Source organism: Streptomyces carpinensis (genome assembly GCF_002154505.1).
GTDB classification, from domain to species: domain Bacteria; phylum Actinomycetota; class Actinomycetes; order Streptomycetales; family Streptomycetaceae; genus Streptomyces; species Streptomyces carpinensis.
This window is the reverse complement of the sequence record NZ_MUBM01000105.1, coordinates 35620-62024: the sequence shown is the minus strand read 5'-3', so window position 1 is coordinate 62024 and position 26405 is coordinate 35620. Positions and strand designations below refer to the sequence as shown.

Here is a 26405-nt window from a genome sequence, read left to right as displayed (position 1 = left end):
GCGGCAGGCGGCAGGCGGCAGCGGGGCGGGCAGGGGCGGCAGTCGGCGCGGCGCGACGACGTCACTGGCGCGCACCCCGGGCAACGGCTCCGGTGCCCGCTCGCGCGCGGCGCGCGCCGAGCGTGTGGCGCTCAGCCGGGAGAGGGCGTCCAGCAGCTCGCGCTCGCCTCGGCCGCGGAGCAGCAGCAGGACGAAGGGGTCGGCGTCCAGCAGTCGCGCGGTCTGGTAGCACAGGGCCGCCGCGTGTTTGCAGGGGTGGCCGCGGTCGGGGCAACTGCAGTGCGGTTCGAGGTCGCCGGGGCCGGGGAGCAGCGGGACGCCGCAGTCGGCGAGGGACTGGGGCATCTCCTTGTCGAGGAGCGCGGCGATGTGCCCGGGACGTTCGGCGGCGGCGTCCAGAAAGCGGTCCCAGTCGGCGTCGTCCAGCGTCCGCAGCCGCACCTGGACCCGGTACGGGCGTGGACGGCTCCCCTGCACGTACGCCAGGACGAGGCCCGGCGTCACGGTGATGGCGTCCACGTGCCCCTTCTCCGCGTAACCCCGCCCCCGGGCCAGCCGCGCCGCGTCCAGTGCGCCCTTCTCCAGCGCGTTGATCCACGCGTCGCCCCACCACGTCTCGGCGAAACCGGACTCCCCCGGCGTCCGGGCGGGGAACGCGGGAAAGGTCCGCCGCGCGTCGCCGTCCCGCCGCGGCGAGGCCATGGTGGGGGGAGCGGCACGGGGTGCGCCGGGTGCGCGGGGTCCGGTGAGGCTGTCGGGGGTGCCCGAGCCCGCGGGCGTGCCGGCGCCGGCAGAGGCGGCGGCTTCGGCGGACGTGCCGGGTTCGGCAGGGGGCGCGGGTCCGGCGGGAGGCCTCGGGTGGTCCTGGGAAGAGTCGGAGGGGTCCGATGGGGCGGGGGGTTCGGGTGCGGGGCCGTGGTGGCCGTGCACCTCGATGTCCGGCGAGACATGTGCCGAGGGGTCGGTCGCGCGAGTGGCGGAGCGGGGGGCCGGGGCCTCCCGGAGGTCCCGACTCCCCTGTTCCCGCACGTGGTTGTCACCGAGTTCCTGGCCGGACCCGGTCGCTGTCGAGCGGGGCATCCGGAACGCGCCGGCGAGCAACTCCCGCACCTCACGGGCACCCGCACCTGCGCGGCCGCCTCCCGGAACGCTCCGGCCCGCTCGGCTCGCGGGCACGCCTTCGGCCGATGTGGTGTCCGTGCGCGTCGGCTCCGCACGCGTCGGTTCAGCGTCCGCGTCGCGGCGCGCCAGGGCGGCGCGCAGTGCCTCGCGTGCCGCGTCGGCGGGGCGCGACCCAGCGGGCCGGGATGAGGCGCTGGGGTCACCGCCTGTGGGCGCGGCGGCGCCCGGTGGCTCGTCGGGGTGCTCCGGGTGTTGACGGGGCGGCACGTCGGTGGTGTCGCCGGTGGCCTTCGGCGGCGTGTCCCGGGAGCCGCCGGACGGGGAACCGGCGCCGCGCCGGGCGGAGACCGCGCCGCGCAGAGCCTCGCGGGCCAGGTCAGCCGGCCGGTCCGTGTCGGTGGTCGGTTCTTCCGGCCCGGGGGCCTCTCGGGGCTCTGGCCTTCGTGGGGCGGCGGGGCTCTCCGTATGTGGCGCCTGCTGCTGCCTGGCCTCCCGCAGGGCCCGGCGTGCCGCGTCGGCGGGTCGGGCGTCCATCAGCCCTCCCTCCGCAACGACACCAGGTCGGACAGCTCGCGGTCGGTCAGTTCGGTCAGGGCCGACTCGCCGGTGCCGAGGATCGCGTCGGCCAGGGCGCGCTTGGCGGCGAGCATCTCGGCGATGCGGTCCTCGACGGTGCCCTCGGTGATGAGGCGGTGGACCTGGACGGGCTGGGTCTGGCCGATGCGGTAGGCGCGGTCGGTGGCCTGCTCCTCGACGGCCGGGTTCCACCAGCGGTCGAAGTGGACGACATGCCCCGCGCGGGTGAGGTTCAGGCCCGTTCCGGCCGCCTTCAGGGACAGGACGAGGACCGGGGTCGCGCCCTCCTGGAAGCGGTCGACGATGCGCTCGCGCTCCGGGACCGGCGTACCGCCGTGGAGGAGGTCGACGGGGACCGCGCGGGCGGCGAGATGGGTGGTGATCAGGCGGGCCATGCCGACGTACTGGGTGAACACCAGGGCCGAGCCGTCCTCGGTGAGCAGGGTGTCGAGCAGCTCGTCCAGCAGGGCGAGCTTGCCCGAACGGGCGGCCAGGCGGTCGCCGCCCCCTCGGGGGTGCTCCTCCTTCAGATACAGCGCCGGGTGGTCGCAGATCTGCTTGAGCGAGGTCAGCAGCTTGAGCACCAGGCCCCGGCGTGCGATGCCGTCGGAGGTGCCGATGGCGGCCATCGACTCGCGCACCACCGCCTCGTACAGCGCGGCCTGTTCGCGGGTGAGCGGGACCGGGTGGTCCGTCTCCGTCTTGGGCGGCAGCTCGGGGACGATGCCGGGGTCGGACTTCCTGCGGCGCAGCAGGAAGGGGCGTACCAGGCGGGCCAGCCGCCCGACCGCCTCCAGGTCCTCGCCGTTCTCCACCGCGCGCGCGTGCCGGGCGCGGAAGGACTTCAGCGGGCCGAGGAGTCCGGGGGTGGTCCAGTCGAGGAGGGCCCACAGTTCGGAGAGGTTGTTCTCCACGGGTGTGCCGGTGAGGGCCACGCGCGCGGGGGACGGGATCGTGCGCAGGGCCTTCGCGGTCGCCGAGTACGGGTTCTTGACGTGCTGTGCCTCGTCCGCGACGACCATGCCCCACGCCTGCTCGGCCAGTTGGGGCGCCGTCGACCGCATGGTGCCGTACGTGGTGAGCACGAAGCCGCCGTCGAGGCCGTCCAGGGTGCGGTCCGGGCCGTGGAAGCGGCGGACCGGGACGCCGGGCGCGAACCGGGTGATCTCCCGCTGCCAGTTGCCGAGCAGGGAGGCCGGGCAGACCACCAGGGTGGGTGCACGGTGCGCCCGCTTCAGATGCAGGGCGATGACGGTGATGGTCTTGCCGAGGCCCATGTCGTCGGCGAGGCAGCCGCCGAGGCCGAGGGAGGTCATGAGGTCGAGCCAGGCCAGGCCGCGCAGCTGGTAGTCGCGCAGGGTGGCGTCGAGGCCGGGTGGCGGTTCGGCGGGCCGTACCCCGGCCGTGATGCGGTCCCGCAGAGCCGCCAGCGCGCCCACCGGTACCGCCTCGACCGTCTCTCCGTCGACCTCCGCGGCGCCGGTGAGGGCGACGGAGAGCGCGTCGACCGGGTCGAGCAGACCCAGGTCGCGTCTGCGGGCCTTGCGGACGAGGGCCGGGTCGACGAGCACCCAGCTGTCCCGCAGCCGTACGACCGGGCGGTGGGCCTCGGCGAGCGCGTCCATCTCCGACTCGGTGAGCGGGTCGCCGCCGAGCGCGAGCTGCCAGGAGAAGCGCAGCAGTTGCTCGCTCTCGAAGAAGCCGGTGCCGTCGGTCGCGGAGCCCGGCGCGGGCCGCACCACGGCGGTGGCGGTGAGGTCCTGGGCCAGGTCGCGGGGCCAGTGCACGGCGACCCCGGCCGTCGCGAGCCGTGTCGCGGCCACGCCGAGGAGCTCGCTCACCTCGTCCTCGGACAGGGCGAGGACGTCGGGCACCTCCTGCTCGCAGAGCCGGTCCAGCGGGGGCCAGACGCGGGCCGCGCGCCGCACGGCGAGGGCGGCGTCCACCCGCGCGCGGGGGCCGAAGGCCGCGTCGGCCTCGCCCGCCCACAGAGCCGCCGCGTCGGCGACGAGGGTCGGGTCGGCGAGGCTGTGCACCTGGACGATCGCCGCGCCCGCCCGGCGCGCTACTCCGTCGTCGCCTGCGTCGCCGTCGAAGAGGTCGTACGCCGACAGGTCCAGGCGCAGCGAGATCCGCACGCCGGCGTCCATGCCCGCGGCGACCTCGGCCGCCCAGTCCTGGGCGGCCGGCAGGTGCTGTGGCCGGCGGTCGGCGAAGGGCCTGCCGGAGGTGTGGGGTGCGGCGGGGGTCCGGGGCAGGGTGTCGGCGACGGCGTCGAGGAAGGCGCGCAGCAGTGCCTCGGGTTCGGGCAGCCGGAGCGGTCCGGTGCCGGGCAGCGGCACCGCGTGGCCCTCGTACGGCAGGGAGGCGGCGATCGCGCGCAGCTGCGCGATGTCGTCCGGGTCGAGGGGGCCCGCGCGCCAGGCGTCGTGTCCGGTGGCCGTCAGGCCGGGCAGCATCCGTCCGCGGGCGGTGAGCCGCAGCGCGTGCAGGGCGGCCGCTCCCCAGCAGGCGGTGGCGGGGTGGGCCGCGGGGTCGCGCCGGGCGCGCACGAGGTGGGGAAGGGCCGCCTCGATCGGCAGGGACAGCGCGGGTGCCGTCCTGCGGCGGACGCCCGCCCCATGCGGTCGTACGACCGTGAGCTCCGTGTGCGTGGGCGGGGCGTCGGGCGTCGGCTCTGAGTGCCACACCTCGCCGGCCGGGTCCCAGAAGGCGATGCGGCCCTCGCGCGGGAGGGGCGCGGGCAGGAAGACGGCGGCCAGCCGCACGGACACCGCGTCCGCCGCACCGGCCGTCTCGGCCACGGCCATGTCGCTCATACGTCCTGTCACCTCCCGCTCACCGGTCGAGTCAGTCGTCTTCGACTCTACGGGCGGGGTCTGACAATCGGCTCCGGCGACGGCGGCGGGGGGGTTGCCGGGGCCCGGCGTCAGGGAACGGTGCGGGAGACGACGTAGACCATCGGGAGAACCGGGTTGGAGAGGTTCACCACGACGTCCTGCGTGGGGGCGGGGTTCTTCTGGCTGTGGCTCAGGCCCCACCAGGGGCCGGGGCCCGCGAACGTCCAGCCGCTGATCTTCCGGTCACGGGCGCTGATGGTGATGGCGCCCTTCTTGAGGTCGCTCCGGTTGACGCCCATGGCGTCGAGGTAGGTCTCGAGGCCGGCTTCGGTGGTCCGGAACTGGACGTAGAGACGGCTGGTCTTCCAGTTGTTCGTCTCGTAGGAGGCGACCCGGTCGGCCGGGTGCGGTATCGGCACCTGGTAGAGACGGCGCTGCACCTTGGCCGGGTAGGTCGGGGTGAGCCCGGTCGCCGAGTACTTGGCCTCCTTGTCCTTGCCGCTGTCGCGGCTCTGGTTGGCGGAGATCACCAGGTAGCCGGCCGGTACGCCGATCAGCAGCACGATGATCAGCAGGGTGAGGGCCCGGCGGCGGTTGCGGTGCCGGCGGTCCTCGGCCGGGCGGTGCGGCGGTCCGTCCGGGGGCGCCGCCTGACGTGGCAGCGACATCGTCACAGCGCCTCCCGGGCCGCGCGCCGGGCCTCGGCGTACCGCTCGTAGCGCTCGTAGCGCTCGACCCGGCGCCGCTTGGCGCGCCGGAAGCGGCGCGCGACGAGCCGGGCGAGGTCGGCGGCGCCGACCATGCCGGCCTCGGGGCCGAGCTGGGCGCGGGTGATGCGGGCCTCGGGCCGGTAGCCGCGGCCGGTGAGATGGCGCTTGAAGGCGTCCCGCGCGGGGCCGATCAGCAGGTCGTCGGCCGCGGAGACACCGCCGCCGATGACGAAGCAGGACGGGTCGAGGGCGGCGGCCAGGTTGGCGATGCCGACGCCGAGCCACTGGCCGATGTCCTCGAGGAGCTCGATGCACATGGCGTCGCCCTCGCGGGCCAGCTCGGTGATCATCGGGCCGGTGATGTCGGAGATGGAGCCCTTGACGTGCTCGATGATCCCGTAGGCCACCGGGGAGTCGGCCGCGGCCAGTTCGCGCGCCTCGCGCACCAGGGCGTTGCCGGAACTGTACTGCTCCCAGCAGCCGCGGTTGCCGCACGGGCAGCGGTGGCCGCCGGGCACGACCTGCATGTGCCCGAACTCACCGGCGACGCCGTACTTGCCCCGCTTGACCTGGCCGTCCTCCAGGATCGCGCCGCCGATGCCGGTGCCCAGCGTGATCATGACGAGGTGGTCCTCGCCGCGGCCCGCTCCGAAGCGCCACTCGGCCCAGGCGGCGGCGTTGGCGTCGTTGTCGACCAGGACCGGCACCGACAGGCGTTCGGAGAGTCGGTCGCGCAACGGCTCGTTGCGCCAGGACAGGTGGGGTGCGAACAGCACGCGGTTGCGGTCGGCGTCGACCCAGCCGGCCGCGCCGATGCCGACCGCGTGCACGTCGTGCCGGTCGGAGAGGTCCAGGACGAGCTCGACGATGGTGTCCTCGACGACCTTCGGGCTCTTGGACTTGTCCGGGGTCTCCGTGCGCAGCCTCTCCAGGATGTTGCCGTCAGCGTCGACGACGCCCGCCATCACCTTGGTGCCGCCGATGTCGATCCCGACCGTCGGCACCCGGGGTGCGGTCAGGTGGGAGCGGCGCTCCCGGCTGCCGACCGTGCGCAGCACGGGGGCGCGGCGGGAGCCGATGGGGGCGGTGAAGTCGCGGTAGGTGCTCATCGGCCCCGATTCTGCCGCACCGCCGGTAAGGGTGCCGTACGGGGCACCGGTGGGACGGTGCCCCGTACGTGCCGCACGCGCGCGCGTGGAGCCCCGCCGAGCGGCCCCCGGCGCCCTTCAGGGAGTGCTCTTCTCGAGCTCGTGGCGCAGGTCGTCGAGCTCGCTGCCGCCCGCCATCTGACGGGTCAGCTCCTCCAGGGTGATCTCGTCACGTGTGTGACTGCCCACCATCGTGCCCCTCTTCAGCAGCACGAAGCGGTCCCCCACGAGATACGCGTGGTGCGGGTTGTGCGTGATGAGAACAACACCGAGGCCCTGGTCCCGGGCCGCCGCCACGTACTTCAGGACCACGCCGGACTGCTTCACGCCGAGCGCGGCCGTCGGCTCGTCCAGGATCAGCACCTTCGCACCGAAGTGGACCGCCCGCGCGATCGCCACGCACTGGCGTTCGCCGCCGGAGAGGGTGCCGATGGGCTGGTCGACGTCCCGGAGGTCGATGCCCATGCGGAGCAGCGCCTCGCGAGTGGTGCGGCGCATGAGGTCGATGTCGAGCCGCTTGAACGGGCCCACGCCCTTGCGCGGCTCGGAGCCGAGGAAGAAGTTGCGCCAGACCGGCATCAGGGGAACGACCGCCAGGTCCTGGTAGACCGTGGCGATACCGCGGTCCAGGGCGTCGCGCGGGGAGGCGAGGCGGGTCTCCTCCCCCTCGATGCGCACCGTGCCGCCGTCGTGCTGGTGCAGGCCGGCGATCGTCTTGATCAGCGTGGACTTGCCGGCGCCGTTGTCGCCGAGGACGCAGGTGATCTCCCCGGCGTGGACCTCCAGAAAGACGCCCTCCAGGGCGCGGACCGTGCCGTAGTGCTTGCTGACGTCGGTCAGCTCGATCAGCGGCGTGCGCTCGGTGGTCTCGGTCATGTCGTCGCCTCCGCGCGCTTGCGGACCCAGGCGTTCAGCAGGGTCGCGAGGAGCAGCATCGCTCCGAGGAAGAACTTGAACCAGTCGGGGTTCCACTCGGCGAAGACGATGCCCTTGCTGGTCATGCCGAACAGGAGCGCGCCGACCGCCGATCCGACCGCGCTGCCGTAGCCGCCGGTGATCAGGCAGCCGCCGATGACGGCGGCGATGATGTAGATCAGCTCGTTGCCGACGCCCTCGCCGGACTGCACCGCGTCGAAGGAGAACAGCAGGTGCTGGCCGGAGATCCAGGCGCCGAGGGCGACGCCCATGTACAGGCCGATCTTGGTCGCGGTGACCGGCACGCCGACCGCGCGGGCCGCGTCCTGGTTGCCGCCGACCGCGAAGATCCAGTTGCCGGCGCGGGTGCGCAGCAGGATCCAGGAGGCGAGGGCGACGAGGCCCAGCCACCACAGGATGGTGACCTTGAAGTCGACGCCGCCGACGCTCAGGGTCGAGGCGAAGACGGCGTGCGCGCTCGGGAAGCCCTGCATGTCGGCGATGGTCTTGGTGGAGACCGTGCCGTCGATCAGCTTGGTGAAGCCCAGGTTCATGCCGGTCAGCATCAGGAAGGTGCCCAGCGTGATGATGAAGCTGGGCAGTTTGGTGCGGGTGAGCATGAAGCCGTTGAAGGCGCCGACGGCGAGGGTCACCAGGAGCGAGACGCCCACGCCGACCCAGGTGTTCGCCGTCATCTGGTAACTGAACATCGACGAGATCAGCGCGGAGGAGGTCACCATCACGCCCGCGGACAGGTCGAACTCGCCGCCGATCATCAGCAGCGCGACCGGGACCGCCATGATGCCGATCGTCGAGGACGCGTACAGGACGGTGCTGAGGCTGGAGGCGTGCAGGAAGCCGTCGGCGACGAAGGCGAAGAAGAGGAAGACCGCCAGTGCGCCGACGACCGAGCCCAGCTCGGGGCGGGAGAGCAGCTTCCGCAGCGGGGAGCTCTGCAGAATCCTTTCGTCAGCCGTTCGTTCCATGGTCGCGCTCATCGGGTGCCCCGATTCGCGTACTCCTCCAGCGCGGCGGCCTGGTCCTTGGTGACGATCTGCGGACCGGTGAGGACCGGCTTGCCGCCGCCGAGGACGTCGCCGTTGTACTTGTAGAGCCACAGCAGGTCGACGGCCTGGTAGCCCTGGAGGTACGGCTGCTGGTCGACGGCGAAGCCGAGCGTGCCGTCCTTGAGTTCGGCGGCGACCTTGGCGTTGAGGTCGAAGGTGTCGATCTCGGCCTTGCTGCCCGCGTCCGTCCGCGCCTTCACGGCGGTGTCCGCGTACGGGGCGCCGAGCGTGACGACCGCGTCGACGGACTTGTCGGCCTGGAGCTTGGCCTCGATCGCCGACTGCACGTCCGGCATGTTGGTGCCGTTGACGTAGAGGTTCTCCATCTGGCCGGAGAACGTCTTCGCCACACCGGCGCACCGCTGCTCGTGGCCGACGTTGCCCTGCTCGTGCAGGACGCACAGCGCCTTCTTCCTGCCGCGCCTGTTCAGCTCGTCCCCGACGGCCTCGCCGGCGACGGTCTCGTCCTGGCCCACGTGCGTGAGCGCGCCGAACGCCTTGGACTCCGCGGACCCCGAGTTCACCGTGATGACCGGGATGCCGGCCTTCTCGGCGCGGGCGACGGCCGCCTTCAGCGCGTCGGGCTTGGCCAGCGTGACGATGATGCCGTCGACCTTCTTGTCCACGGCCGCGTCCACGAGTTGCGCCTGCTGCTGGGCCTCGTCGTCGTGCGAGTACAGGAAGTTGATGTTGTCCTTGACGGCGGCCTGCTTGGCACCGCTCTGCACGATGTCCCAGAAGGTGTCGCCGTCACCGGAGTGGGTGATCATCGCAAAGGTCCAGCGGGGAGTGTTCACCGCGGCCCTGCCCTGGGCCGCCGCGGCCTTGCGGGCGTCCTCCGCCCGTTTGCCGCCGGTGCTGCTGCATCCCGCGAGGGACAGCGACAGTGCCCCTGCCAGCGCGATGCCTACCCAGGTTGGAAACCGTGCCACGAGGCCTTGCCCTTCTTGCCGTGTTCGAACGTACGCGCGGGGCTGATGGCAGTCCCATCAGCCCCGAACATCCCATTATCGAACACGGGCACGGCGGGGTGGACGGCCGGGGGGACCAGGAGGTACCGCAGCGGGGTCACATTGTCCGGACATTCCGACGAAGGCATGCGCTCGGGGGCGGCTCGGCCGGCCGGACGGCGGCCCGCTCGGGTATGGGCGGGAGCGCTGGTCGCCGGGCCGCTCGGATATGGGCAGGCCTTGTCACCGAGCCACTCAGATGGGCGGAAGCCCTCGTCACCGGGCCGCTCGGATATGGGCGGGAAGCCTCGTCGCCGGACGCTCAGGTCCGGGCAGGTGCACTCTTCAGGCGCACAGGAGGAGCCGAAAGCGCGTCAGGACCGTACGAGCAGCTGGAACTCGAAGGAGTAGCGGGACGGCCGGTAGGTGTGCGTGCCGAACTCGACGGCGCGGCCGGTGTCGTCGAACGTGGTGCGCTGCATGGTGAGCAGGGGGGCGCCCTCCTCCTCGCCCAGTCGCTCGGCCTCCTCGCGGGTGGCAGCGCGGGCGCCGATGGACTGGCGGGCGCTGTGGAGGGTGATCCCGGCGGAACGCATCAGCCGGTACAGGCCGGTGGCCTCCAGCTGCCCGGTGTCCAGGTCGAGCAGGCCGAGAGGCAGGCAGTTGACGAGGTGGGCCATCGGCTCGCCGTGCGCGAGCCGCAGCCGCTCGATGCGATGCACCTCGCCGTCCTCGGCCACCCCGAGGGCGGCGGCGACCTCGGCGGAGGCCGGGACGACCGTGTTGACCAGGACCGTGGTCGCGGGCCGCTGGCCGGCCGCCTCCAGGTCGTCGTAGAGGCTGCTCAGCTCCAGCGGGCGCTTGACCTGGCTGTGCACGACCTGGGTGCCGACACCGCGGCGGCGCACCAGCAGGCCCTTGTCGACGAGCGACTGGATGGCCTGGCGGACGGTGGGACGGGACAGGCCGAGCCGCGCGGCGAGCTCGATCTCGTTGCCCAGCAGGCTGCCGGGGGTGAGCGCGCCGTGCTCGATCGCCGCCTCCAGCTGCTGCGACAGCTGGAAGTACAACGGCACCGGAGAGCTCCGGTCCACACTGAGGTCGAGCGAGACGGTGGGGTCCACATCTGGTTTCGGCACGGGCCGAGCGTAGCTCCGTGGCCGGTTGACGGGAAGTCGTGTAGTCCGGTTGTCCGGACATGAGGATTGACAGGTACCGGGGTCCGCCCCCACTTTGTTTCCATGCGCATCGGGGTCATCGGTACGGGCCGCATCGGCACCATCCATGCGAACACGCTCAGCCGTCATCGCGACGTCGGCTCACTGATCCTCACGGACGCCGATCCGGCGCGGGCTCAGGAGCTGGCCCACCGGCTGGGTGAGACGGCGGCGCCTGGAGTGGACGAGATCTTCAGGTGGGGCGTGGACGCCGTGGTGATCACCACCGCGACCTCGGCGCACGCCGAACTGATCGGCCGGGCGGCGCGCTCGGGTCTCCCGGTGTTCTGCGAGAAGCCGATCGCGCTGGACCTGCCGGGCACGCTGCACGCCCTGGCCGAGGTGGAGGCGGCCGGAACGATCTTGCAGATGGGTTTCCAGCGCCGCTTCGACGCGGGGTACGCCGGCGCCCGAGAGGCGGTGCGCTCGGGGCGGCTCGGCCGGCTGCACACCGTCCGCGCGCTGACCTCGGACCAGGCACCGCCGCCGGCGGATTGGCTGCCGCTGTCCGGCGGGCTGTTCCGGGACACGCTGATCCACGACTTCGACATCCTGCGCTGGGTGACGGGGCGTGAGGTCGTCGACGTGTACGCGGCCGGGTCCGACGCCGGTCCGGCGATCTTCCGTCAGACGGGCGACGTCGACACCGGCGCGGCGGTGCTCACGCTCGACGACGGCACCCTCGCCACGGCCACGGCGACCCGGCTGAACGGCGCGGGCTACGACGTCCGCATGGAGCTCGCCGGGGAGCTGGACCAGATCGTGGTCGGCCTGGACGACCGTACGCCCATCGCGTCCACCGAGCCGACCGGGCCGCCGGCCGCGGACAAGCCGTGGACCGGATTCCTGGAGCGCTTCGCTCCGGCCTACGAGGCCGAGCTGTGCGCCTTCGTGCAGGTGGTGCTCGGGGAGCGGCCCAACCCGTGCGACGGACGCGAGGCCCTCCAGGCCCTGCGCATCGCCGAGGCCTGCGAACTGTCCCGCCGCGAGCATCGCGCGGTCGGCCTCGCGGAGATCGCCGGAGCAGCCCGGGCCGGGGCCGGGTAACCGCCGTACGCAGGAACTCGGGGCCGGGTAGCCGCCGTACGGCAGAGCCCGGGCCGATGTCGTCCGGTCTCACCGGCATCCGCGGACGCGGCGTCCGGCCCCGCCGGCATCCCCCGCCACGCCATCCGGCCTCTCACGGGCATCCAGCGGACGCCGTCCGGTCCCTCCGACCTGTGCCGTCATGCGGGCCCGGGCGGCCGGTGGCCGTCCCCGGCCCGCATTCAACCCTGGTGACGGTCCGCGGGGATGACCACCGGTCGGCCGCGGCTACCAGCGGACCGGGAGGCTTCGCACGCCGCGGATCAGCATGCCCGGCAGCCACTCGCCCGGAGGGCCGTCGAGGGCCAGGCCGGGGGCGCGGTGGAGGAGGCTGCGCAGGGCGGTGTGGGCCTCCAGGCGGGCCAGGGGGGCACCGAGGCAGTAGTGCATGCCGTGGCCGAAGGCGAGGTGGCCGCGGGTGTCACGGTGGATGTCGAAGCGGTCCGGAGCGGGGAAGCGGCTGCCGTCCCGGCCGGACGCGGTGAGGCCGATCATCACCGGCTCGCCCCGCGCGATGGCGGTGCCTGCGATCTGCAGCGGCTCGGCCGCGTACCGGAACGTGGCGTTCTCCACCGGGCCCTCGTGGCGCAGCGTCTCCTCGACGGCGCCGTCGACGAGATCGAGGTCGGCGCGCAGTGCGGCGAGCTGGTCGGGGTGGGTGAGCAGGGCGTGCACGCTGTTGGTGATCAGGTTGACCGTGGTCTCGTGGCCCGCGATCAGCAGCAGGAAGGCCATGCCGCGCAGCTCCCCGGGGGAGAGCCGGTCACCGTCCTCGCCGGTGGTGCGGATCAGGTCGCTGAGCAGGTCGTCGGCCGGGCCGGCGCACCGCTTGTCCTCGATCAACTCGGTGAGATAGGCGCCGAGCCGCTCCACGGCCCGCAGGTTCGCCTCCTCGCTGGTCGGCGCGACCACCTCGTTCGACATCTCACGGAACGCGGCCCGGTCGATCTCGGGCACGCCGAGCAGCTCGCAGATGACCGTGATCGGCAGCGGGTACGCGAAGGCCTCCACGAGGTCGGCGCGTCCGCGCGGCAGCATCGCGTCCAGCAGCTCGTCGGTGATCTGCTGGACCCGGGGACGCAGTGCCTCGACCCGGCGCGCGGTGAACGCGCGGGTCACGAGCGAGCGCAGCCGCGTGTGCTGCGGCGGATCGGTGATCAGCAGGTGCTTGCCGATCGCCTGCTCCTCGAGGAGCGTCACGTCCACCGCGCCGACATCCTTGACCAGCCTCGGGTCGGCGAGGGCGCCGCGCGCCTCCTCGTGTCCGACGACGAGCCAGGTGTCGTAGCCCTCGGGCGGTGGCAGCCGTACCCAGTGGACCGGGCCGAGTTCGCGCAGTCGCGCGTAGACCGGGTGCGGATCCTCGCGGAACCCCTCCCCGTACTCGGTCAGATCGATCACGTCCGCCATCACCACTCCCCTCCGGAAGCACGAGCGGCTCCCCCTGCCCTGGCAACGCACGGCACCGCTTCCGAGTGCCCGGGACCCCAGAGCGCGTCTTCCTCGAGAAGCCCGGCGTCATGGGCGAGCAGCTCTGCACCCGGTTGTTGAGGCCGAGCTTGGCCGGGATGCGCGAGACGCGGGTCTTGACGGTGGCGGCGCTCATGAAGAGCTCCGCGGCTATCTGGGCGTTGGCCAGGCCCCGGCCGACGCGGACGGCGACCCCCCGTTCGCGCTCGTTGAGGGCGGCGACGCCTTCCCGCGCGCGGGAACGCCGGCCGTCGGCGGCGTACCGGCCGCGTGCCGCATCAACTGGCGGGTGACGGTGGGCGAGAGGACCGGGTCGCCCGCCGCGGCCCGGCGCACCGCCTGGACGATCTCGGCGGGCGGGGTGTCCTTGAGAACGAACCCGGTGGCGCCCGCGCGCAGCGCCCACAGCACCTGCTCGTCGCGTGGAAGGTGGTGGGGACCACGATCTGGGGGCCTCGGGGCGGTTCCGCAGCCGCTCCGTCGCCGTGAGGCCGTCCACGCCCGGCATCCGCACGTCCATGAGGACGACGTCCGGGCCCGGTGCGCTCCACCAGGGCCTCCACCTCGCTGCCGTCGGCCGCCTGGCCGACGATCTCGATGTCCTCGGCGCCCCCCATCATGAAGGACAGCCCGGCTCTCACCAGCGGGTCGTCCTCGACGAGGAGCAGTCGGATCGTGGTCACGGGCCCACCCGACCAAACCGCCGACGCCCCGGCCACACCGGCTCGCCGTCACACCACCGCGCGGGAGACGGGCGCCGCCGGCCGGCTCCGAGTCCCCCGACGGTGTGCGCGAGGGCCGGGCCCCCTGCCGAGCGGGCTGCGGTGCGTACGAACGGAGCGGTGCGGTCTCACGCGCGGCACTGCGGTGGAAGAATGATCGATCATGCGTGCCGCGTACATCGAGGAACTGGGCTCCCCCGACGTCATCCGCTGGGGTGAGCTGCCCGCTCCCCTGCCGGGCCCCGGCGAGGTGCTGGTGGACGTCCTGGCGACCACGGTCAATCCGGTGGACACGTTCGTCCGTTCCGGGGTGTTCCGTACGCCGATCCCCATGCCCTTCGTGATCGGGCGCGATCTCGTGGGCACGGTGGCCTCGCCCGGGTGCGGCTTCGCCGTGGGCGAGACGGTGTGGTGCAACAGCCTCGGCCACGAAGGGCGGCAGGGGCCGACCGCCGAACAGGCCGTGGTGCCCGCCGACCGCCTGTACCGGCTGCCGTCCGGCGTGCGCCCCGAGGATGCGGTGGCCGTGGTCCACCCCGCCGCCACCGCCCACCTGGCCCTCTTCGCGCACGGCGGACTGCGCGCGGGCGAGACGGTGCTGGTCGGCGGTGCGGGCGGCAACGTGGGCGGCGCGGTGGTGGAGCTCGCGGTGCGGGCGGGGGCGCGGGTGCTCGCGACGGCGGCGCCGCGCGACCACGCGTACGTACGGTCCCTGGGCGCGGCGGAGGTCGTGGACTACCGTGCCGCCGACGTCGCGGAGCGGCTGGTGGGACCGGCGCCCGACGGCGTCGACGTCCACATCGACACCTCCGGCCACCACGACCTGCGGACCGCCGTCGGTCTCCTCGCCCGGCGCGGCCGCATCGTCCTCATGGCCGGCGCCCGGGCCGAGCCGACCCTGCCGGTCGGCCCGCTGTACATGAAGGACGGTTCCCTGCGCGGCTTCGTCATCTCCCACGCGACGGTCGCGGAGCTCGCCGGTGCGGCGGCCATGCTCAACGAACTGCTGGCGGCCGGCGGTCTGCGCCCGCGGGCGGTGGAGCGCCGCGCCATGAGCGAGGCGGCGGACACACACCGCCGCCTGGAGCGGGGGGAACTGCACGGCCGACGCGTCGTCCTGCAGCCCTGACCACCCCCGTGCGGCAGGACGGACGCCGGGCGCCCGGTTGCGGTGCCCGGCGGTGGGTTCAGCAGCCGAAGTCGATCAGGTCGAACGTCGCGTAGTGGTCGGAGGTGTAGTAGTCCTCCTGGTTCCGCTCGCCGGTGACGATGCGCCGTGCGCCGCGGGTGGGCGAGCCGGGAGTGACGACCGTGTACTCGTGGTAGTAGCCGGTCGACTGCCGGGGCAGGACGCCCTCACGGTTCTGGAAGACGCTGCCGTCCTGCGAGTAGGGGAAGGGCCCACCCCGGTCGATCAGGTCGAGCGTGCCGTACGCCTGGGAGGGCAGGTCGCCGTAGCAGATGCTGCCGGCCGAGACCGTGGTGGCGTCCGCCGGGCCGGCGGTGACCGTGCAGCCCACGAGCAGGGCGGACAGCAGGGCGCCCGCGGCGCCGATGCGAGTCATGCGTGGGGGGAATCTCATGAGCTCATGATGACGCGCGTAGACGATGGCATGTCAATGACAAGCTCGTAGTTTCCCGGCAAGTCCGGTGAATTCGCGGGCAGTTCACCTGCGGCCCGGCGCCCTCACGCCACCTCCACGGGTGAGCGCCGCGCTGGCGCACTGCGCGCCCCTCGCGAGGCGGTCAGACGTTCCCCGGGAGTTCGTAGGAGCCGTACCGGGGACGGCCCGCGAAGTCGTACGACCGGATGAACACGCCCGCCTCGGTGACGCGTCCCCCGGTGTGCGTGAAGGCGGTCGGGACGACGCCCTCCTGGAAGAGCCGGTGCCTGCTTCCGGGGTGGGGTCCATTGTCATCACCTCAGACCCCACCGGTCCCCACGACTCATCGCTCCGCCGCGAAGCACGTGTCACGGATCCGCCGCGGAACCCCTGTCCCGGGGCGCCGCAGTGCCCCTGTCCTGGGCCGCGGAACTCATCCCGCGTGGGTCGAGAACAGCCCGCCGGTCGGCCCCTGCTTGTCGCCGCCCTGGGCCTTCCTCAGGGCATTGGCGAGGCCCTCGATGGTGAGGGACTGCAGGATGACGCGGCCGCTGCCCTCCAGGGTGGCCAGGGACAGGCCCTCACCGCCGAAGACGGCGTTCATGATCCCCTGGCGGTTGAGGCCGCCGACGCGCTGGACGCCGTACCGGATGCCCTCCTCGAAGGCGACGACACAGCCGGTGTCGACCTCGATGCGGCCGCCGAAGTCCGCCGGGTCGAGGTCGATGAAGTTGCCGGCGCCGGCGATGATCACCGTGCCGTGGCCGGTGAACTTCTCCAGGACGAAGCCCTCGCCGCCGCTGATGCCGGTGCGGCCGCCGGTGAAGGCGATGCCGAAGTCGACGGTGGACTCCGCGGCGACGAAGGCGTCCTTCTCCGCGAACCACGCGCGCGTGCCGTCCAACTCCAGCGCGCGCATCTCGCCGGGCAGCACGCCCGCGAAGCCGACGGTGCCCTCGCCGCCCTGGGACGTGAAGTACTGGAACGCCAGCGACTCGCCCGCCAGGACACGCTGGCCGACCTGCATGGCCGTGCCCATGGCCTGGCGCAGCAGCCCGCCCATCCCGCCGCTCCCGGCCCCGCCGCTCCGGTTCTGCCCCCCGCCGTTGCCGGACGGGCCGGACAGCCGGGTCTCCATGGTCACGTTGGTGGTCTTGAACAGGAACTTCCCGGCCTCGCAGTACACGGTCTGGCCGGGACTCAGGTTGACGACCGCCATCTGCATGGCGTTGCCGACGATTTCTTGCTGAAGGGTCACGACGACAGCAACGGGAAAACGGACCGAAGAGTTCCGGATGGGCTCGGATCATGTCCGGCATGGGCCGGGATCACATCCGGGCATGGGCCCGGACCACATCCGGCCGACATCGGTGTCCGTTGCCCGCCAGCACCCGCGCGGCCCGGCCGCTGGGATGGGGGCATGACTTCTTCAGCACGGACGAACGGCGGGGTGGCTCTCGTGACCGGCGGGAGCCGAGGCATCGGCGCGGCGACGGCGGTGCGCCTCGCACGTGAGGGTCACGACGTGGCCGTCACCTACGTGAACGGAAAGGACGCGGCGGCCGAGGTCGTAGGTGCCGTGGAGCGGCTCGGACGGCGGGCGGTGGCCCTGCGGGCGGACGCGGCCGACCCGCGGGAGGCGGCGGGAGCCGTCGGACGTGCGGTGGACGAACTTGGCGGGCTCGACGTGCTGGTGAACAACGCGGGCGTCGGCCTGCTGGGGCCGGTGGAGAGCCTGACGCTCGACGATGTCGACCGAGTGCTCGCCGTCAACGTGCGCGCGGTCTTCCTGGCCTGCCAGGCGGCCGCCTCCCGCATGGGGCAGGGCGGCCGGATCATCACTGTCGGCACCTGCATGACCCAGCGCGTCCCGGGGCCGGGCGGGACCCTCTACGCGACGAGCAAGGCGGCCTTGATCGGCCTGACCAAGGCCCTCGCCCGGGAGCTGGGGCCGCGCGGGATCACGGCGAACATCGTCCACCCCGGTCCGATCGACACCGACATGAACCCCGCCGACGGGCCGTACGCGCCCGGCCAGGCGGAGATGACGGCACTGGGCCGCTTCGGGACCACCACCGAGGTGGCGGCGACGGTGGCCTACCTGGCCGGCGCCGAGGCGGCGTACGTCACCGGAGCCGAGTTCGCGGTGGACGGCGGGCACGCCGCCTGAGGCGACGGCGGGCATCGCGGGGCACGCCGGTGCTGTCGGGCCGGCGCGCCCCGCGAGTTCGGGCGGGGCCACGATCCCGTGGGGTCATGGCCCCGGTGGGCCGCTCTCTGGAATCGGTCGGGGTCAGCCGCCCAGTTCCTGGTGGCGGGCCGCCAGGTGGGCCGCACCCTCCTCCGTCAGGGAGCCGAACAGGCGCAGACGGGAGATACCTCCGTCCGGGAAGATGTCCACGCGCGCGTGCGTGCCGACGGCGGGCGTGGGCAGCACGAAGCGGTGGTCGGTGTCGGGCTGCAGGCGGGTGCGCGGCAGCACCTCGGTCCACTCCCCGCTCTCGCCGTCCTTCACGGAGACCGACGCCCAGCCCGCGCTGTTGCCCTTGAGGTAGGCGGTGTCGATCTCGACGGCGCGGATCTCCGACCGGGCGACCAGCTGGTAGCGGATCCAGTCGTTGCCCCGGTCGCGGCGGCGCCGCGTCTCCCAGCCGTCGTCCATCTTGCGGGAGCGGCCCGGCTGGATGGTGTTGGTGGCCGGCGAGTAGAAGAGGTTGGAGGCGTCCTCGACCCGGCCGCCGTTCTCCAGGGCGACCACGTCGAAGGTGCCGAGCGCCGCCAGCCACTTCGGGTCCGGGACGACCTCGCCGTAGACCCGCAGCCGCGCGATACCGCCGTCGGGGTGCTGCTTGACGCGCAGGTGCGTGAAGCGCTGCTCGGCGTTGACCGCGAAGCCGTTGGCCGCGTGACCGCCGACCGGGGTGCGCGCGACCAGCGTCGTCCACTTCACGTCGTCGGCCAGCAGTTCCTCCGGCGACGGGGAGCCCGCCACCGAGGTGCCCTCCACGGACACCGCCTGCGGATAGTTGCCGCGGAAGTGGGCCGTGTCGACCACGATGCCGCGCACGACGCCGGGCGCGCCGAGCCGGATCAGCGCCCAGTCGTGGTCCTCCTCGGTGGGCCAGGGGTGCTCGGCGGAGGCGCCGCGCCGCCGTCGGGTCTCCCAGCCGTCCATGATCTTGCCCTTGTGCCCGAAGTGCTCGGGGTCGAACTCGGCGCGCTCGGGCACCAGCAGGTTCTCGCGCTGGGCGAAGAACTCGTCGTTGGCGGCGATGACACCGGCGCCGAGCTGCCGGTCGGCGAGGTTGGCGTGCTGGGTGAAGGGGAGGTCGGCGGTGCGGTAGTCCGCGTAGGGGTCGCCGCCTCCGTAGGGGTTCGCGTCGCCGGTGAAGCTGGGAATCGCCGTCACGGTGATCAGATCTTCCTTTCTGTGGTGGGCCGGTGCGGTGGGTCAGGCGGTCCGGTCGAGGAGCCGGCCCTTCGGCTCGGTGAACTCGCCGTCCGCCACGATGCGTTCGCCGCGCAGCCAGGTGGACTTCACGACGCCGCTGAGGGTCTTGCCCGCGTACGCCGTGACGCGGTTGCGGTGCTGGAGGGCCGCCGGATCCACCGTGAACGTCTCCTCGGGTGCGAGGACCGCGAAGTCGGCGTCGTGGCCGGGCGCGATGGCGCCCTTGCGGGCGTCGAGGCCGACCAGCCGCGCGGTCTGCGCCGACATCCAGCGGACCACGTCCTCCAGGCCGTGACCGCGCCGGCGCGCCTCCGTCCACACGGCCGCCAGGCTCAGCTGCAGCGAGGCGATGCCGCCCCAGGCGGTGGCGAAGTCGTCCGTCTTGAGGTCGGCGGTGGAGGGCGAGTGGTCGGTGACCACGCAGTCGATGGTGCCGTCGGCCAGCGCCTGCCAGAGCAGGTCCTGGTTGGCGGCCTCACGGATGGGCGGGCAGCACTTGAACTCGCTGGCCCCGTCCGGGACCTCCTCGGCGGTCAGGGTGAGGTAGTGCGGGCAGGTCTCGACCGTGATGCGCACTCCCTCCGCCTTCGCCTCGGCGATCAGCGGCAGCGCGTCGCTGGAGGACAGGTGCAGCACGTGCACGCGCGCGTTCAGTCGCTTGGCCTGCGCGATCAGGCCGGCGATGGCGGTGTCCTCGGCGTCGCGCGGGCGGGAGGCGAGGAAGTCGGTGTACTTGGGGCCGCCGTGCTGCGGGGCTGCGGCGAGGTGGTGCGGGTCCTCGGCGTGCACGATCAGCAGGCCGTCGAAGCCGGATATCTCCGCGAGCGAGGTGGCGAGCCGGTCCTGGCTCAGGTGCGGGAACTCGTCCACGCCCGAGGGCGACAGGAACGCCTTGAAGCCGAAGACCCCGGCGTCGTGCAGCGGGCGCAGGTCCTTGACGTTGTCGGGGAGGGCGCCGCCCCAGAAGCCGACGTCGATGTGGGCCTTGTCCCGGGCCACCTCCCGCTTGATACGCAGGTTGTCGACCGTGGTGGTCGGCGGGAGGGAGTTGAGCGGCATGTCGACCAGCGTGGTGATGCCGCCGGCGGCCGCCGCGCGCGTGGCGGTCCAGAAGCCCTCCCACTCGGTGCGGCCGGGGTCGTTCACGTGCACGTGGGTGTCGACCAGGCCGGGCAGCAGGACGTCGTCGCCGAGGTCCTCCAGGCGGGCGCCCGCGGGTACCTCCGCGCCATGGGGCAGTACGGCCCTGATCGTGCCGCCGGCGACCAAGACCGCCGCGGCGCGCATCCCCTCGGGCGTGATGACGCGCGTCGAGCGCAGCACCAGTTCAGCGTCGGACACCCGGACCCCTCTCTGCCACTGTTGAGCTTCCGTACCGGAAACTGGATGTACGCGGATGGACGCCCACGTAACGGACTTCAACGTTCTGTTGAAGGAGTCTTCACTCCCGCCCTCACCCCGTCAAGGGGCACACTTCTGGACAGCAGCTCACCGCAGACGCTCTGGACGTTTCCACAAAGCGGAATTAGAATTCCAATAGACAGAACGTAGTTCCGTACAGGCAGGGAGTCAACCGTCCCCCGGGTAGGCTTTTGCCCTTCCTGCCAGCCCCGAAAGGAACGCGCCGTGCCGACGTCCAGCGCCAGCACCACCGACTCCGCCAAGTCCTCCGCCAGCGGTGGGGTCCAGTCCCTCGAGCGCGCCTTCGATCTGCTCGAGCGGATGGCTGACGCGGGCGGCGAGGTCGGTCTGAGCGAGCTCTCGGCGAGCAGCGGACTGCCGCTGCCCACCATCCACCGCCTGATGCGCACCCTCGTGGCCTGCGGATACGTCCGCCAGCAGCCCAACCGCCGGTATGCGCTCGGCCCCCGGCTGATCCGTCTGGGCGAGTCCGCCTCCCGGCTGCTGGGCACCTGGGCCCGCCCCTACCTCGCCCGCCTGGTCGACGAGACCGGCGAGACGGCGAACATGGCGCTGCTCGACGGCGACGAGATCGTGTACGTGGCGCAGGTGCCGTCCAAGCACTCGATGCGCATGTTCACCGAGGTCGGCCGGCGCGTGCTGCCGCACTCCACGGGTGTGGGCAAGGCGCTGCTCGCGCACACCCCGGCCGACGAGGTGCGCGCCCTGCTCAGCCGTACCGGCATGCCCGCCGCCACGGAGAAGACGATCATCACTCCGGACGGCTTCCTGGAGGCTCTGGAGGACGTACGCCGGCTCGGCTACGCCATGGACGACAACGAGCAGGAGATAGGGGTCCGCTGCATCGCGGTCACCATCCCGGACTCCCCCACCGCCGCCGCGATCTCCATCTCCGGCCCCGCGGGCCGCGTCACGGAGGCCGCCAAGGAGCGGATCGTCCCGGTCCTCCAGCAGGTGGCGAAGGAACTCTCCCAGGCCCTGGCCAGCTCCGGCCCGACGGCCTGATCCCAGGGCCGGGCCGGCCGGGGCGGGCCCGATCCCGGGTCGTGCGGGCGACGCTCACGCCGGTGACCCCTGACCACTGACCGCCGGGCGCCTGCTCATGGCGAGGAGGGCGACGACGGCCTGGGGATGTTCGGCGGGGACGCCGCGGGCGCCGAAGTCGGGGGCGCAGGAGGTCCGCACGGCACCCACGTCGGCTCCGGCGCAGGGCACCTGGCATCTGGAACCCGGACGGAACGCCCGGCGCCCGCGCGCCGACAACAGTTCGGCAACCGGCCGACAGTCACGCGGCCGTCAGTCGCGCGGCGACTCCCCGAACAGCTCCACCGCGGCGCGGACCTCCGACAGGCCGCCGGCCAGGGCGCTGACCGAGCCGATGGATCCGGCGATCAGCAGCAGGGAGCGGCGCAGCCGCGGGGTCTCGGGAATGCCGTGGGTGGCCATCGCGGCGAGCGCGGCGAGTTCGTCCTCGGCTATACCACGGTCGGGGAACTCGGCGGGGTGGGCGGCGAGTTCCCGGCGTAAACGGGACACGGCGGCGCGCAGTCCCGCCACCCGCGGGTCCTCTCCGCTGCCGGCCAGCGGCCTCTGTCCCAAGCTCCGCAACACAGCCCTCCCCCTCGCACCTCGTTGTGCGCAGTCCCCGGACCCGGGCCAGTAAACGCCACCTGGGGCGGGGTACGCCAGCGCGCGGAGCGAAATTCAGCCCCCGGTGCGGCAGCGCGGCCGACGGGCCGTCAGGTATGCAGGACCCATGACACGCACAGATGACGACGTCGCCGGGCTGGTGCTGGCCGCCGGCGGCGGGCGGCGGCTCGGCGGGCGGCCCAAGGCGCTGCTCGCGCACCGCGGCCGGCCACTGGTGGAGCACGCGGTCGCGGTTCTGCGCTCGGCCGGATGCGCACGCGTCCACGTGGTCCTCGGCGCGCGGGCGGACGAGGTACGGCGACGGGCCCGGCTCGACGGCTGCGTGCTCGTGGACAACCCGGGCTGGGAGCAGGGCATGGGGTCCTCGCTGCGGGCCGGGCTGGACTCGCTGGCCGGTACGGGCGCCCGGGCGGCGCTGGTCTCGCTCGTCGACCAGCCGGGGATCGGCGCGGCGGCGGCGGCCCGGATCCTGGCCGCGTACCGGGACGAGACGTCGCTGGTCTCCGCGACGTACGCCGGTGTGCGCGGCCACCCCGTTCTGCTCGGCGCGGCCCATTGGACGGGCATCGCGGCGAGTGCCGGCGGGGACCAGGGGGCACGCGCCTATCTGAAGGAGCACGCGGACGCGATCACACTCGTCGAGTGCGGGGACGTGGCGCAGCCGTACGACATCGACACCGAAGCGGACCTGGGCCACCTCGAGTGAGCGCGGTGGCACCGAGCGCCACCTTGCCTCGACCCAGAGAATCTCGACATCAACAAACCATTGAAGTTCCACGATGAGGAAACTAGTATCCACTGTTCAGAAGCACCCGGCCGCACAACGGGTGCGATTCGTCCTGTTCGTGCCGCTAGGCACGTGGTGCCACCGCTGAAGGAAGTGACAGCTCATGTCCGCACCAGCGCCGTCCCCGCTGGCCATCGTCGACGCCGAGCCCCTGCCCCGGCAGGAGGAGGTCCTCACCGACGCGGCGCTCGCCTTCGTGGCGGAGCTGCACCGGCGGTTCACCCCGCGCCGTGACGAACTCCTGGCCCGCCGGGCCGAGCGCCGCGCCGAGATCGCCCGCACCTCCACCCTCGACTTCCTGCCCGAGACGGCCGCGATCCGCGCGGACGACTCCTGGAAGGTCGCGCCGGCCCCGGCGGCCCTGAACGACCGCCGGGTCGAGATCACCGGTCCCACCGACCGCAAGATGACCATCAACGCGCTCAACTCCGGCGCGCGGGTCTGGCTCGCCGACTTCGAGGACGCCTCCGCCCCCACCTGGGAGAACGTCGTCCTCGGCCAGCTCAACCTGATCGATGCCTACACCCGCGACATCGACTTCACCGACTCGAAGTCCGGTAAGTCCTACGCGCTGCGGCCGGCCGGGGAACTCGCCACCGTCGTCATGCGCCCGCGCGGCTGGCACCTCGCCGAGCGTCACCTCGTCGACGCCGACGGCAAGCAGGTCCCCGGCGCCCTCGTCGACTTCGGCCTGTACTTCTTCCACAACGCCCAGCGCCTGCTCGACCTCGGCAAGGGCCCGTACTTCTACCTGCCGAAGACGGAGTCGCACCTGGAGGCCCGCCTCTGGAACGAGATCTTCGTCTTCGCCCAGGACTACGTCGGCATCCCGCAGGGCACGATCCGCGCCACCGTCCTGATCGAGACGATCACGGCCGCGTACGAGATGGAGGAGATCCTCTACGAACTGCGCGACCACGCCTCCGGGTTGAACGCCGGTCGCTGGGACTACCTGTTCTCCATCGTCAAGAACTTCCGTGACGGCGGGGAGAAGTTCGTCCTGCCGGACCGCAACGCGGTCACGATGACGGCCCCGTTCATGCGCGCGTACACCGAGCTCCTCGTGCGCACCTGCCACAAGCGCGGTGCGCACGCGATCGGCGGCATGGCGGCCTTCATCCCCTCCCGCCGCGACGCCGAGGTCAACAAGGTGGCCTTCGAGAAGGTCCGCGCCGACAAGGACCGCGAGGCGAACGACGGCTTCGACGGCTCCTGGGTCGCCCACCCCGACCTGGTGCCGATCGCCATGGAGTCCTTCGACAAGGTGCTCGGCGACAAGCCGAACCAGAAGGACCGGCTGCGCGAGGACGTCCACGTGGAGGCCGCCGACCTCATCGCGATCGACTCCCTGGACGCCAAGCCGACGTACACGGGCCTGGTCAACGCCGTCCAGGTGGGCATCCGGTACATCGAGGCCTGGCTGCGCGGCCTCGGCGCGGTCGCCATCTTCAACCTCATGGAGGACGCGGCCACCGCCGAGATCTCCCGCTCGCAGATCTGGCAGTGGATCAACGCGGGCGTCGAGTTCGAGAACGGCGAGAAGGCCACGCCCGAGTTGGCCCGCAAGGTCGCCGCCGAGGAACTGGCGAACATCCGCGAGGAGATCGGCGACGAGGCGTTCGCCGCCGGCCACTGGCAGCAGGCCCACGACCTGCTGCTCCAGGTCTCCCTCGACGAGGACTACGCCGACTTCCTGACGCTGCCGGCGTACGAGCAGCTCAAGGGCTGACGCTCGTCCTGATACGCGTGGCCCCGGGAACGTCCGGGGCCACGCGGCCGTCTCCGGGGTCACACCGGAGCCACCGTTGCGAAGGGCCGGCCCGAAGCCCGAGGCGTCGGCCCGGAGGCGTCACCCCAGGTGGATCGACCAGTCCTGTTCGGCGGGCGGCTTGCCGTGCAGGTCCGGGACCCGCTTGAGCCACTTGGGCCGCCCCTCCTGCGTCCTCGCCGCGCGCAGCGCCTCCTCGGCCGCCAGCTCCTCGCGGCTGGGGAAGTCGGTGGGCAGCCAGGCCTCGGACGCGGCCACCCGGGCGGCGAGATAGTCGGCGTAGGCCGCCCTGGCCTCGCCCGGGGTCGCGAACCCGGGTTCGTCGGTGAGCCAGGCGTCGGGCACCTCCGCCAGAACCTCGTCCAGCAGCTCCCGCGTCACCTTCGGCGCCAGTTCGGTGTCGGCGGCGCGGACGTCCGGGGCGTAGTGACCGAGGGCGTGGTGGCGGAAGTCGTACGCCTTCTCGGGCACCGAGGTGTCCCAGCGGTGGTGGAAGACGAGGGCCGCGCCGTGGTCGATCAGCCACAGGCGTGGGGGTGCGACACCGAGGGTGGGCCAGACCATCAGGTTCGAGCTGTGCACGGTGCGGTCCACGTTCACCGTCAGCGCGTCCAGCCATACGATCCGGCCGGCCTCCAGCGGATCCACCGGGAAGGTCTTCGCCACCTGAGGGGTGAAGTCGCGCGCGCCCGGCAGATAGTCCATCCCGAGGTTGACGCCGGGGCTGGCGTTGAGCAGGTCGCGCACCTCCTGGTGCGGTTCGTGCGCGGCGAGCTCCGGGTCGAAGTGCACGAGGACCAGCTCGGGGAAGCGCAGCCCGAGAGCACGCGCCAGCTCGCCCACGATCACCTCGGCGACCAGCGCCTTGCGGCCCTGCGCGGAGCCGGTGAACTTCACGACGTACGTGCCCAGGTCGTCGGCCTCGACGACTCCGGGGACGGAGCCGCCGGAACGGAGGGGTGTGACGTAGCGGGTCGCGGCGACCTCCCTCAGCATGTTCCCACACCCCTTGCTTCGGACCTCCGGCATGAAGTGAGCATAGTAACCGCGCGTGACAGCCACGCGGAGTGCGCCGGATCGCTCACTGCGGCTCCATGGTGTCTGAAGGAGGCCGAGTCGTACGACGCCCGCTCGCGCCGTCAGGCGATGCGTTCCGGCCGGTCCTGTTCCACGGAGGTGAGGTGGGCCAGGCACAGCGAGGGCTCGACGAACGGCTCCAGCCGGTCGACGCCCACGGGGGCGCGCACTTCCTTCAGTGCGCCGCGCATGAGGCCCAGGTGCAGGGAGCACACCACCTCCCGGTGCTCCTCGGCGACCTCCCGGAACGGGCAGTGGCGCAGCGGGACGACCCGGTCCGGCCGGTCCTCGACGGGGCCGGGGGAGAAACCGACGTCCGCGAGCACTCGGGTCAGCCGCCGGACGGCCTCCTCCGCGTCGATGCGCTGGGCGGGTGAGGGCGTGTCGACCAGGTAGCGGCCCCATGCCTCACCGGCGTCGACCGCGGCCTGCGCGGGCTGCGGCAGTGCCTGGGTGATCAGGCCGGTGAGCATCTGGGCGAGCAGCTGGTAGCTGCGGCGGCCGGCCGGTACCCGCGAGGGGGCGGCGGCGCGGTAGACGGTGCGGGGCCTGCCGGGCCGGCCGCGCCCCTCGGTGCGGCGCTCGGCGAGTCCTTCCTTGACCAGCGTGTCGAGGTGGAACCGGGCGGTGTTGGGGTGCAGGCCCGTCTGCTCGGCGACCTCCCGTACGCCCACCGCTTCGGACGTGGCGCGCAGTACGTCGAGCACATGGGCCCGGCTCTCGCCCACGGCGGAAGGGCCGGCCGGATCATGCAACGTCTGCTCACTCATTTCACCAATTTTACCCGCAGCGGCTCGTGGAAAATAGGGAAAACCTGCCACCT

General features: G+C 72.7%; 22 protein-coding genes and 1 pseudogene. 6 read left to right on the top strand and 17 right to left on the bottom strand.

Annotated elements, in window-relative coordinates; translation table 11 throughout:
* From BZY54_RS16265 to BZY54_RS16230, 8 genes are all read right to left on the bottom strand, one after another.
* On the bottom strand, nucleotides 1-1656 hold a 1656-nt coding region (locus BZY54_RS16265; RefSeq protein WP_086725915.1), incomplete at its 3' end, for an SWIM zinc finger family protein.
* A complete protein-coding gene (locus BZY54_RS16260; protein ID WP_086725914.1) occupies nucleotides 1656-4517 on the bottom strand; it encodes a DEAD/DEAH box helicase in 2862 nt (953 codons plus the stop codon). The genes BZY54_RS16260 and BZY54_RS16265, both read right to left, overlap by 1 nt.
* Nucleotides 4518-4627: 110 nt before the next feature.
* A complete protein-coding gene (locus BZY54_RS16255) occupies nucleotides 4628-5212 on the bottom strand; it encodes a sugar kinase (RefSeq protein ID WP_086725913.1) in 585 nt (194 codons plus the stop codon).
* The gene (locus BZY54_RS16250) at nucleotides 5209-6357 is read right to left on the bottom strand and encodes an ROK family glucokinase (protein WP_086725912.1); all 1149 of its coding nucleotides are present in this window, start codon (nucleotides 6355-6357) and stop codon (nucleotides 5209-5211) included. Before BZY54_RS16250 ends, BZY54_RS16255 begins: the two co-directional genes overlap by 4 nt.
* A gap of 117 nt (nucleotides 6358-6474) precedes the next feature.
* Nucleotides 6475-7272, bottom strand: a complete 798-nt coding sequence (locus BZY54_RS16245) for an ATP-binding cassette domain-containing protein (RefSeq protein WP_086725911.1) — start codon at nucleotides 7270-7272, stop codon at nucleotides 6475-6477.
* Nucleotides 7269-8297, bottom strand: coding sequence for an ABC transporter permease (locus BZY54_RS16240; RefSeq protein ID WP_425276284.1), 1029 nt, complete (start codon nucleotides 8295-8297; stop codon nucleotides 7269-7271). The genes BZY54_RS16245 and BZY54_RS16240 overlap by 4 nt, the downstream gene beginning before the upstream one ends.
* A gap of 8 nt (nucleotides 8298-8305) precedes the next feature.
* Nucleotides 8306-9310, bottom strand: a complete 1005-nt coding sequence (locus BZY54_RS16235) for a sugar ABC transporter substrate-binding protein (RefSeq protein ID WP_086725909.1) — start codon at nucleotides 9308-9310, stop codon at nucleotides 8306-8308.
* Nucleotides 9311-9702: 392 nt separating this feature from the next.
* Complete coding sequence (locus tag BZY54_RS16230) at nucleotides 9703-10452, bottom strand: GntR family transcriptional regulator (RefSeq protein WP_086725908.1); 750 nt, start codon at nucleotides 10450-10452, stop codon at nucleotides 9703-9705.
* Between the two features lie 117 nt (nucleotides 10453-10569).
* Between BZY54_RS16230 and BZY54_RS16225 the strand changes: the two genes are divergently transcribed.
* Nucleotides 10570-11592 (top strand): Gfo/Idh/MocA family protein, encoded by a 1023-nt coding sequence (locus BZY54_RS16225; protein WP_086725907.1) that lies wholly within the window; start codon nucleotides 10570-10572, stop codon nucleotides 11590-11592.
* Nucleotides 11593-11859: 267 nt separating this feature from the next.
* On the opposite strand, the gene BZY54_RS16220 is transcribed toward BZY54_RS16225, so the two are convergent.
* Both BZY54_RS16220 and BZY54_RS16215 read right to left on the bottom strand, forming a co-directional pair.
* A complete protein-coding gene (locus tag BZY54_RS16220; protein WP_086725906.1) occupies nucleotides 11860-13041 on the bottom strand; it encodes a cytochrome P450 family protein in 1182 nt (393 codons plus the stop codon).
* Nucleotides 13041-13784, bottom strand: a pseudogene (locus BZY54_RS16215) (response regulator). The gene BZY54_RS16220 and the pseudogene BZY54_RS16215 overlap by 1 nt, the downstream one beginning before the upstream one ends.
* A 202-nt stretch (nucleotides 13785-13986) precedes the next feature.
* Here BZY54_RS16215 and BZY54_RS16210 point away from each other — a divergent pair.
* Complete coding sequence (locus BZY54_RS16210; protein ID WP_086725905.1) at nucleotides 13987-14952, top strand: NADPH:quinone reductase; 966 nt, start codon at nucleotides 13987-13989, stop codon at nucleotides 14950-14952.
* A 58-nt stretch (nucleotides 14953-15010) separates the two neighbouring features.
* Here the strand turns inward: BZY54_RS16210 and BZY54_RS16205 are convergent, their stop codons facing one another.
* Together BZY54_RS16205 and BZY54_RS16195 are read right to left on the bottom strand one after the other, a co-directional pair.
* A complete protein-coding gene (locus tag BZY54_RS16205; protein WP_086725904.1) occupies nucleotides 15011-15406 on the bottom strand; it encodes a guanyl-specific ribonuclease in 396 nt (131 codons plus the stop codon).
* 454 nt (nucleotides 15407-15860) lie between these two features.
* A complete protein-coding gene (locus BZY54_RS16195; RefSeq protein WP_086725903.1) occupies nucleotides 15861-16685 on the bottom strand; it encodes an AIM24 family protein in 825 nt (274 codons plus the stop codon).
* Between the two features lie 162 nt (nucleotides 16686-16847).
* Between BZY54_RS16195 and BZY54_RS16190 the strand changes: the two genes are divergently transcribed.
* Nucleotides 16848-17597 carry an SDR family oxidoreductase gene (locus BZY54_RS16190; RefSeq protein ID WP_086725902.1) on the top strand — a complete coding sequence of 250 codons (750 nt, stop codon included), beginning with the start codon at nucleotides 16848-16850 and terminating at the stop codon, nucleotides 17595-17597.
* 123 nt (nucleotides 17598-17720) lie between these two features.
* Here the strand turns inward: BZY54_RS16190 and alc are convergent, their stop codons facing one another.
* Together alc and allB are read right to left on the bottom strand one after the other, a co-directional pair.
* A complete protein-coding gene (alc, locus tag BZY54_RS16185; protein WP_086725901.1) occupies nucleotides 17721-18836 on the bottom strand; it encodes an allantoicase in 1116 nt (371 codons plus the stop codon).
* A 42-nt stretch (nucleotides 18837-18878) separates the two neighbouring features.
* Nucleotides 18879-20219, bottom strand: a complete 1341-nt coding sequence (gene allB / locus BZY54_RS16180; protein WP_086725900.1) for an allantoinase AllB — start codon at nucleotides 20217-20219, stop codon at nucleotides 18879-18881.
* Between the two features lie 285 nt (nucleotides 20220-20504).
* On the opposite strand from allB, the gene BZY54_RS16175 reads away from it, so the two are divergent.
* A complete protein-coding gene (locus BZY54_RS16175; RefSeq protein WP_086725899.1) occupies nucleotides 20505-21305 on the top strand; it encodes an IclR family transcriptional regulator in 801 nt (266 codons plus the stop codon).
* Nucleotides 21306-21596: 291 nt separating this feature from the next.
* Here BZY54_RS16175 and BZY54_RS16170 read toward each other — a convergent pair whose 3' ends face one another.
* A complete protein-coding gene (locus BZY54_RS16170) occupies nucleotides 21597-21911 on the bottom strand; it encodes a DUF5955 family protein (RefSeq protein ID WP_086725898.1) in 315 nt (104 codons plus the stop codon).
* A gap of 145 nt (nucleotides 21912-22056) precedes the next feature.
* Between BZY54_RS16170 and BZY54_RS16165 the strand changes: the two genes are divergently transcribed.
* Complete coding sequence (locus tag BZY54_RS16165) at nucleotides 22057-22656, top strand: nucleotidyltransferase family protein (RefSeq protein ID WP_086725897.1); 600 nt, start codon at nucleotides 22057-22059, stop codon at nucleotides 22654-22656.
* Between the two features lie 184 nt (nucleotides 22657-22840).
* Entirely contained in the window at nucleotides 22841-24466 is a 1626-nt protein-coding gene (aceB, locus tag BZY54_RS16160; RefSeq protein WP_086725896.1) for a malate synthase A, read from the top strand.
* 120 nt (nucleotides 24467-24586) lie between these two features.
* On the opposite strand, the gene BZY54_RS16155 is transcribed toward aceB, so the two are convergent.
* Nucleotides 24587-25501, bottom strand: coding sequence for a HipA family kinase (locus tag BZY54_RS16155; RefSeq protein WP_086725895.1), 915 nt, complete (start codon nucleotides 25499-25501; stop codon nucleotides 24587-24589).
* 143 nt (nucleotides 25502-25644) lie between these two features.
* Nucleotides 25645-26352 (bottom strand): helix-turn-helix transcriptional regulator, encoded by a 708-nt coding sequence (locus BZY54_RS16150; RefSeq protein WP_086725894.1) that lies wholly within the window; start codon nucleotides 26350-26352, stop codon nucleotides 25645-25647.
* Between the last annotated feature and the right edge of the window lie 53 nt (nucleotides 26353-26405).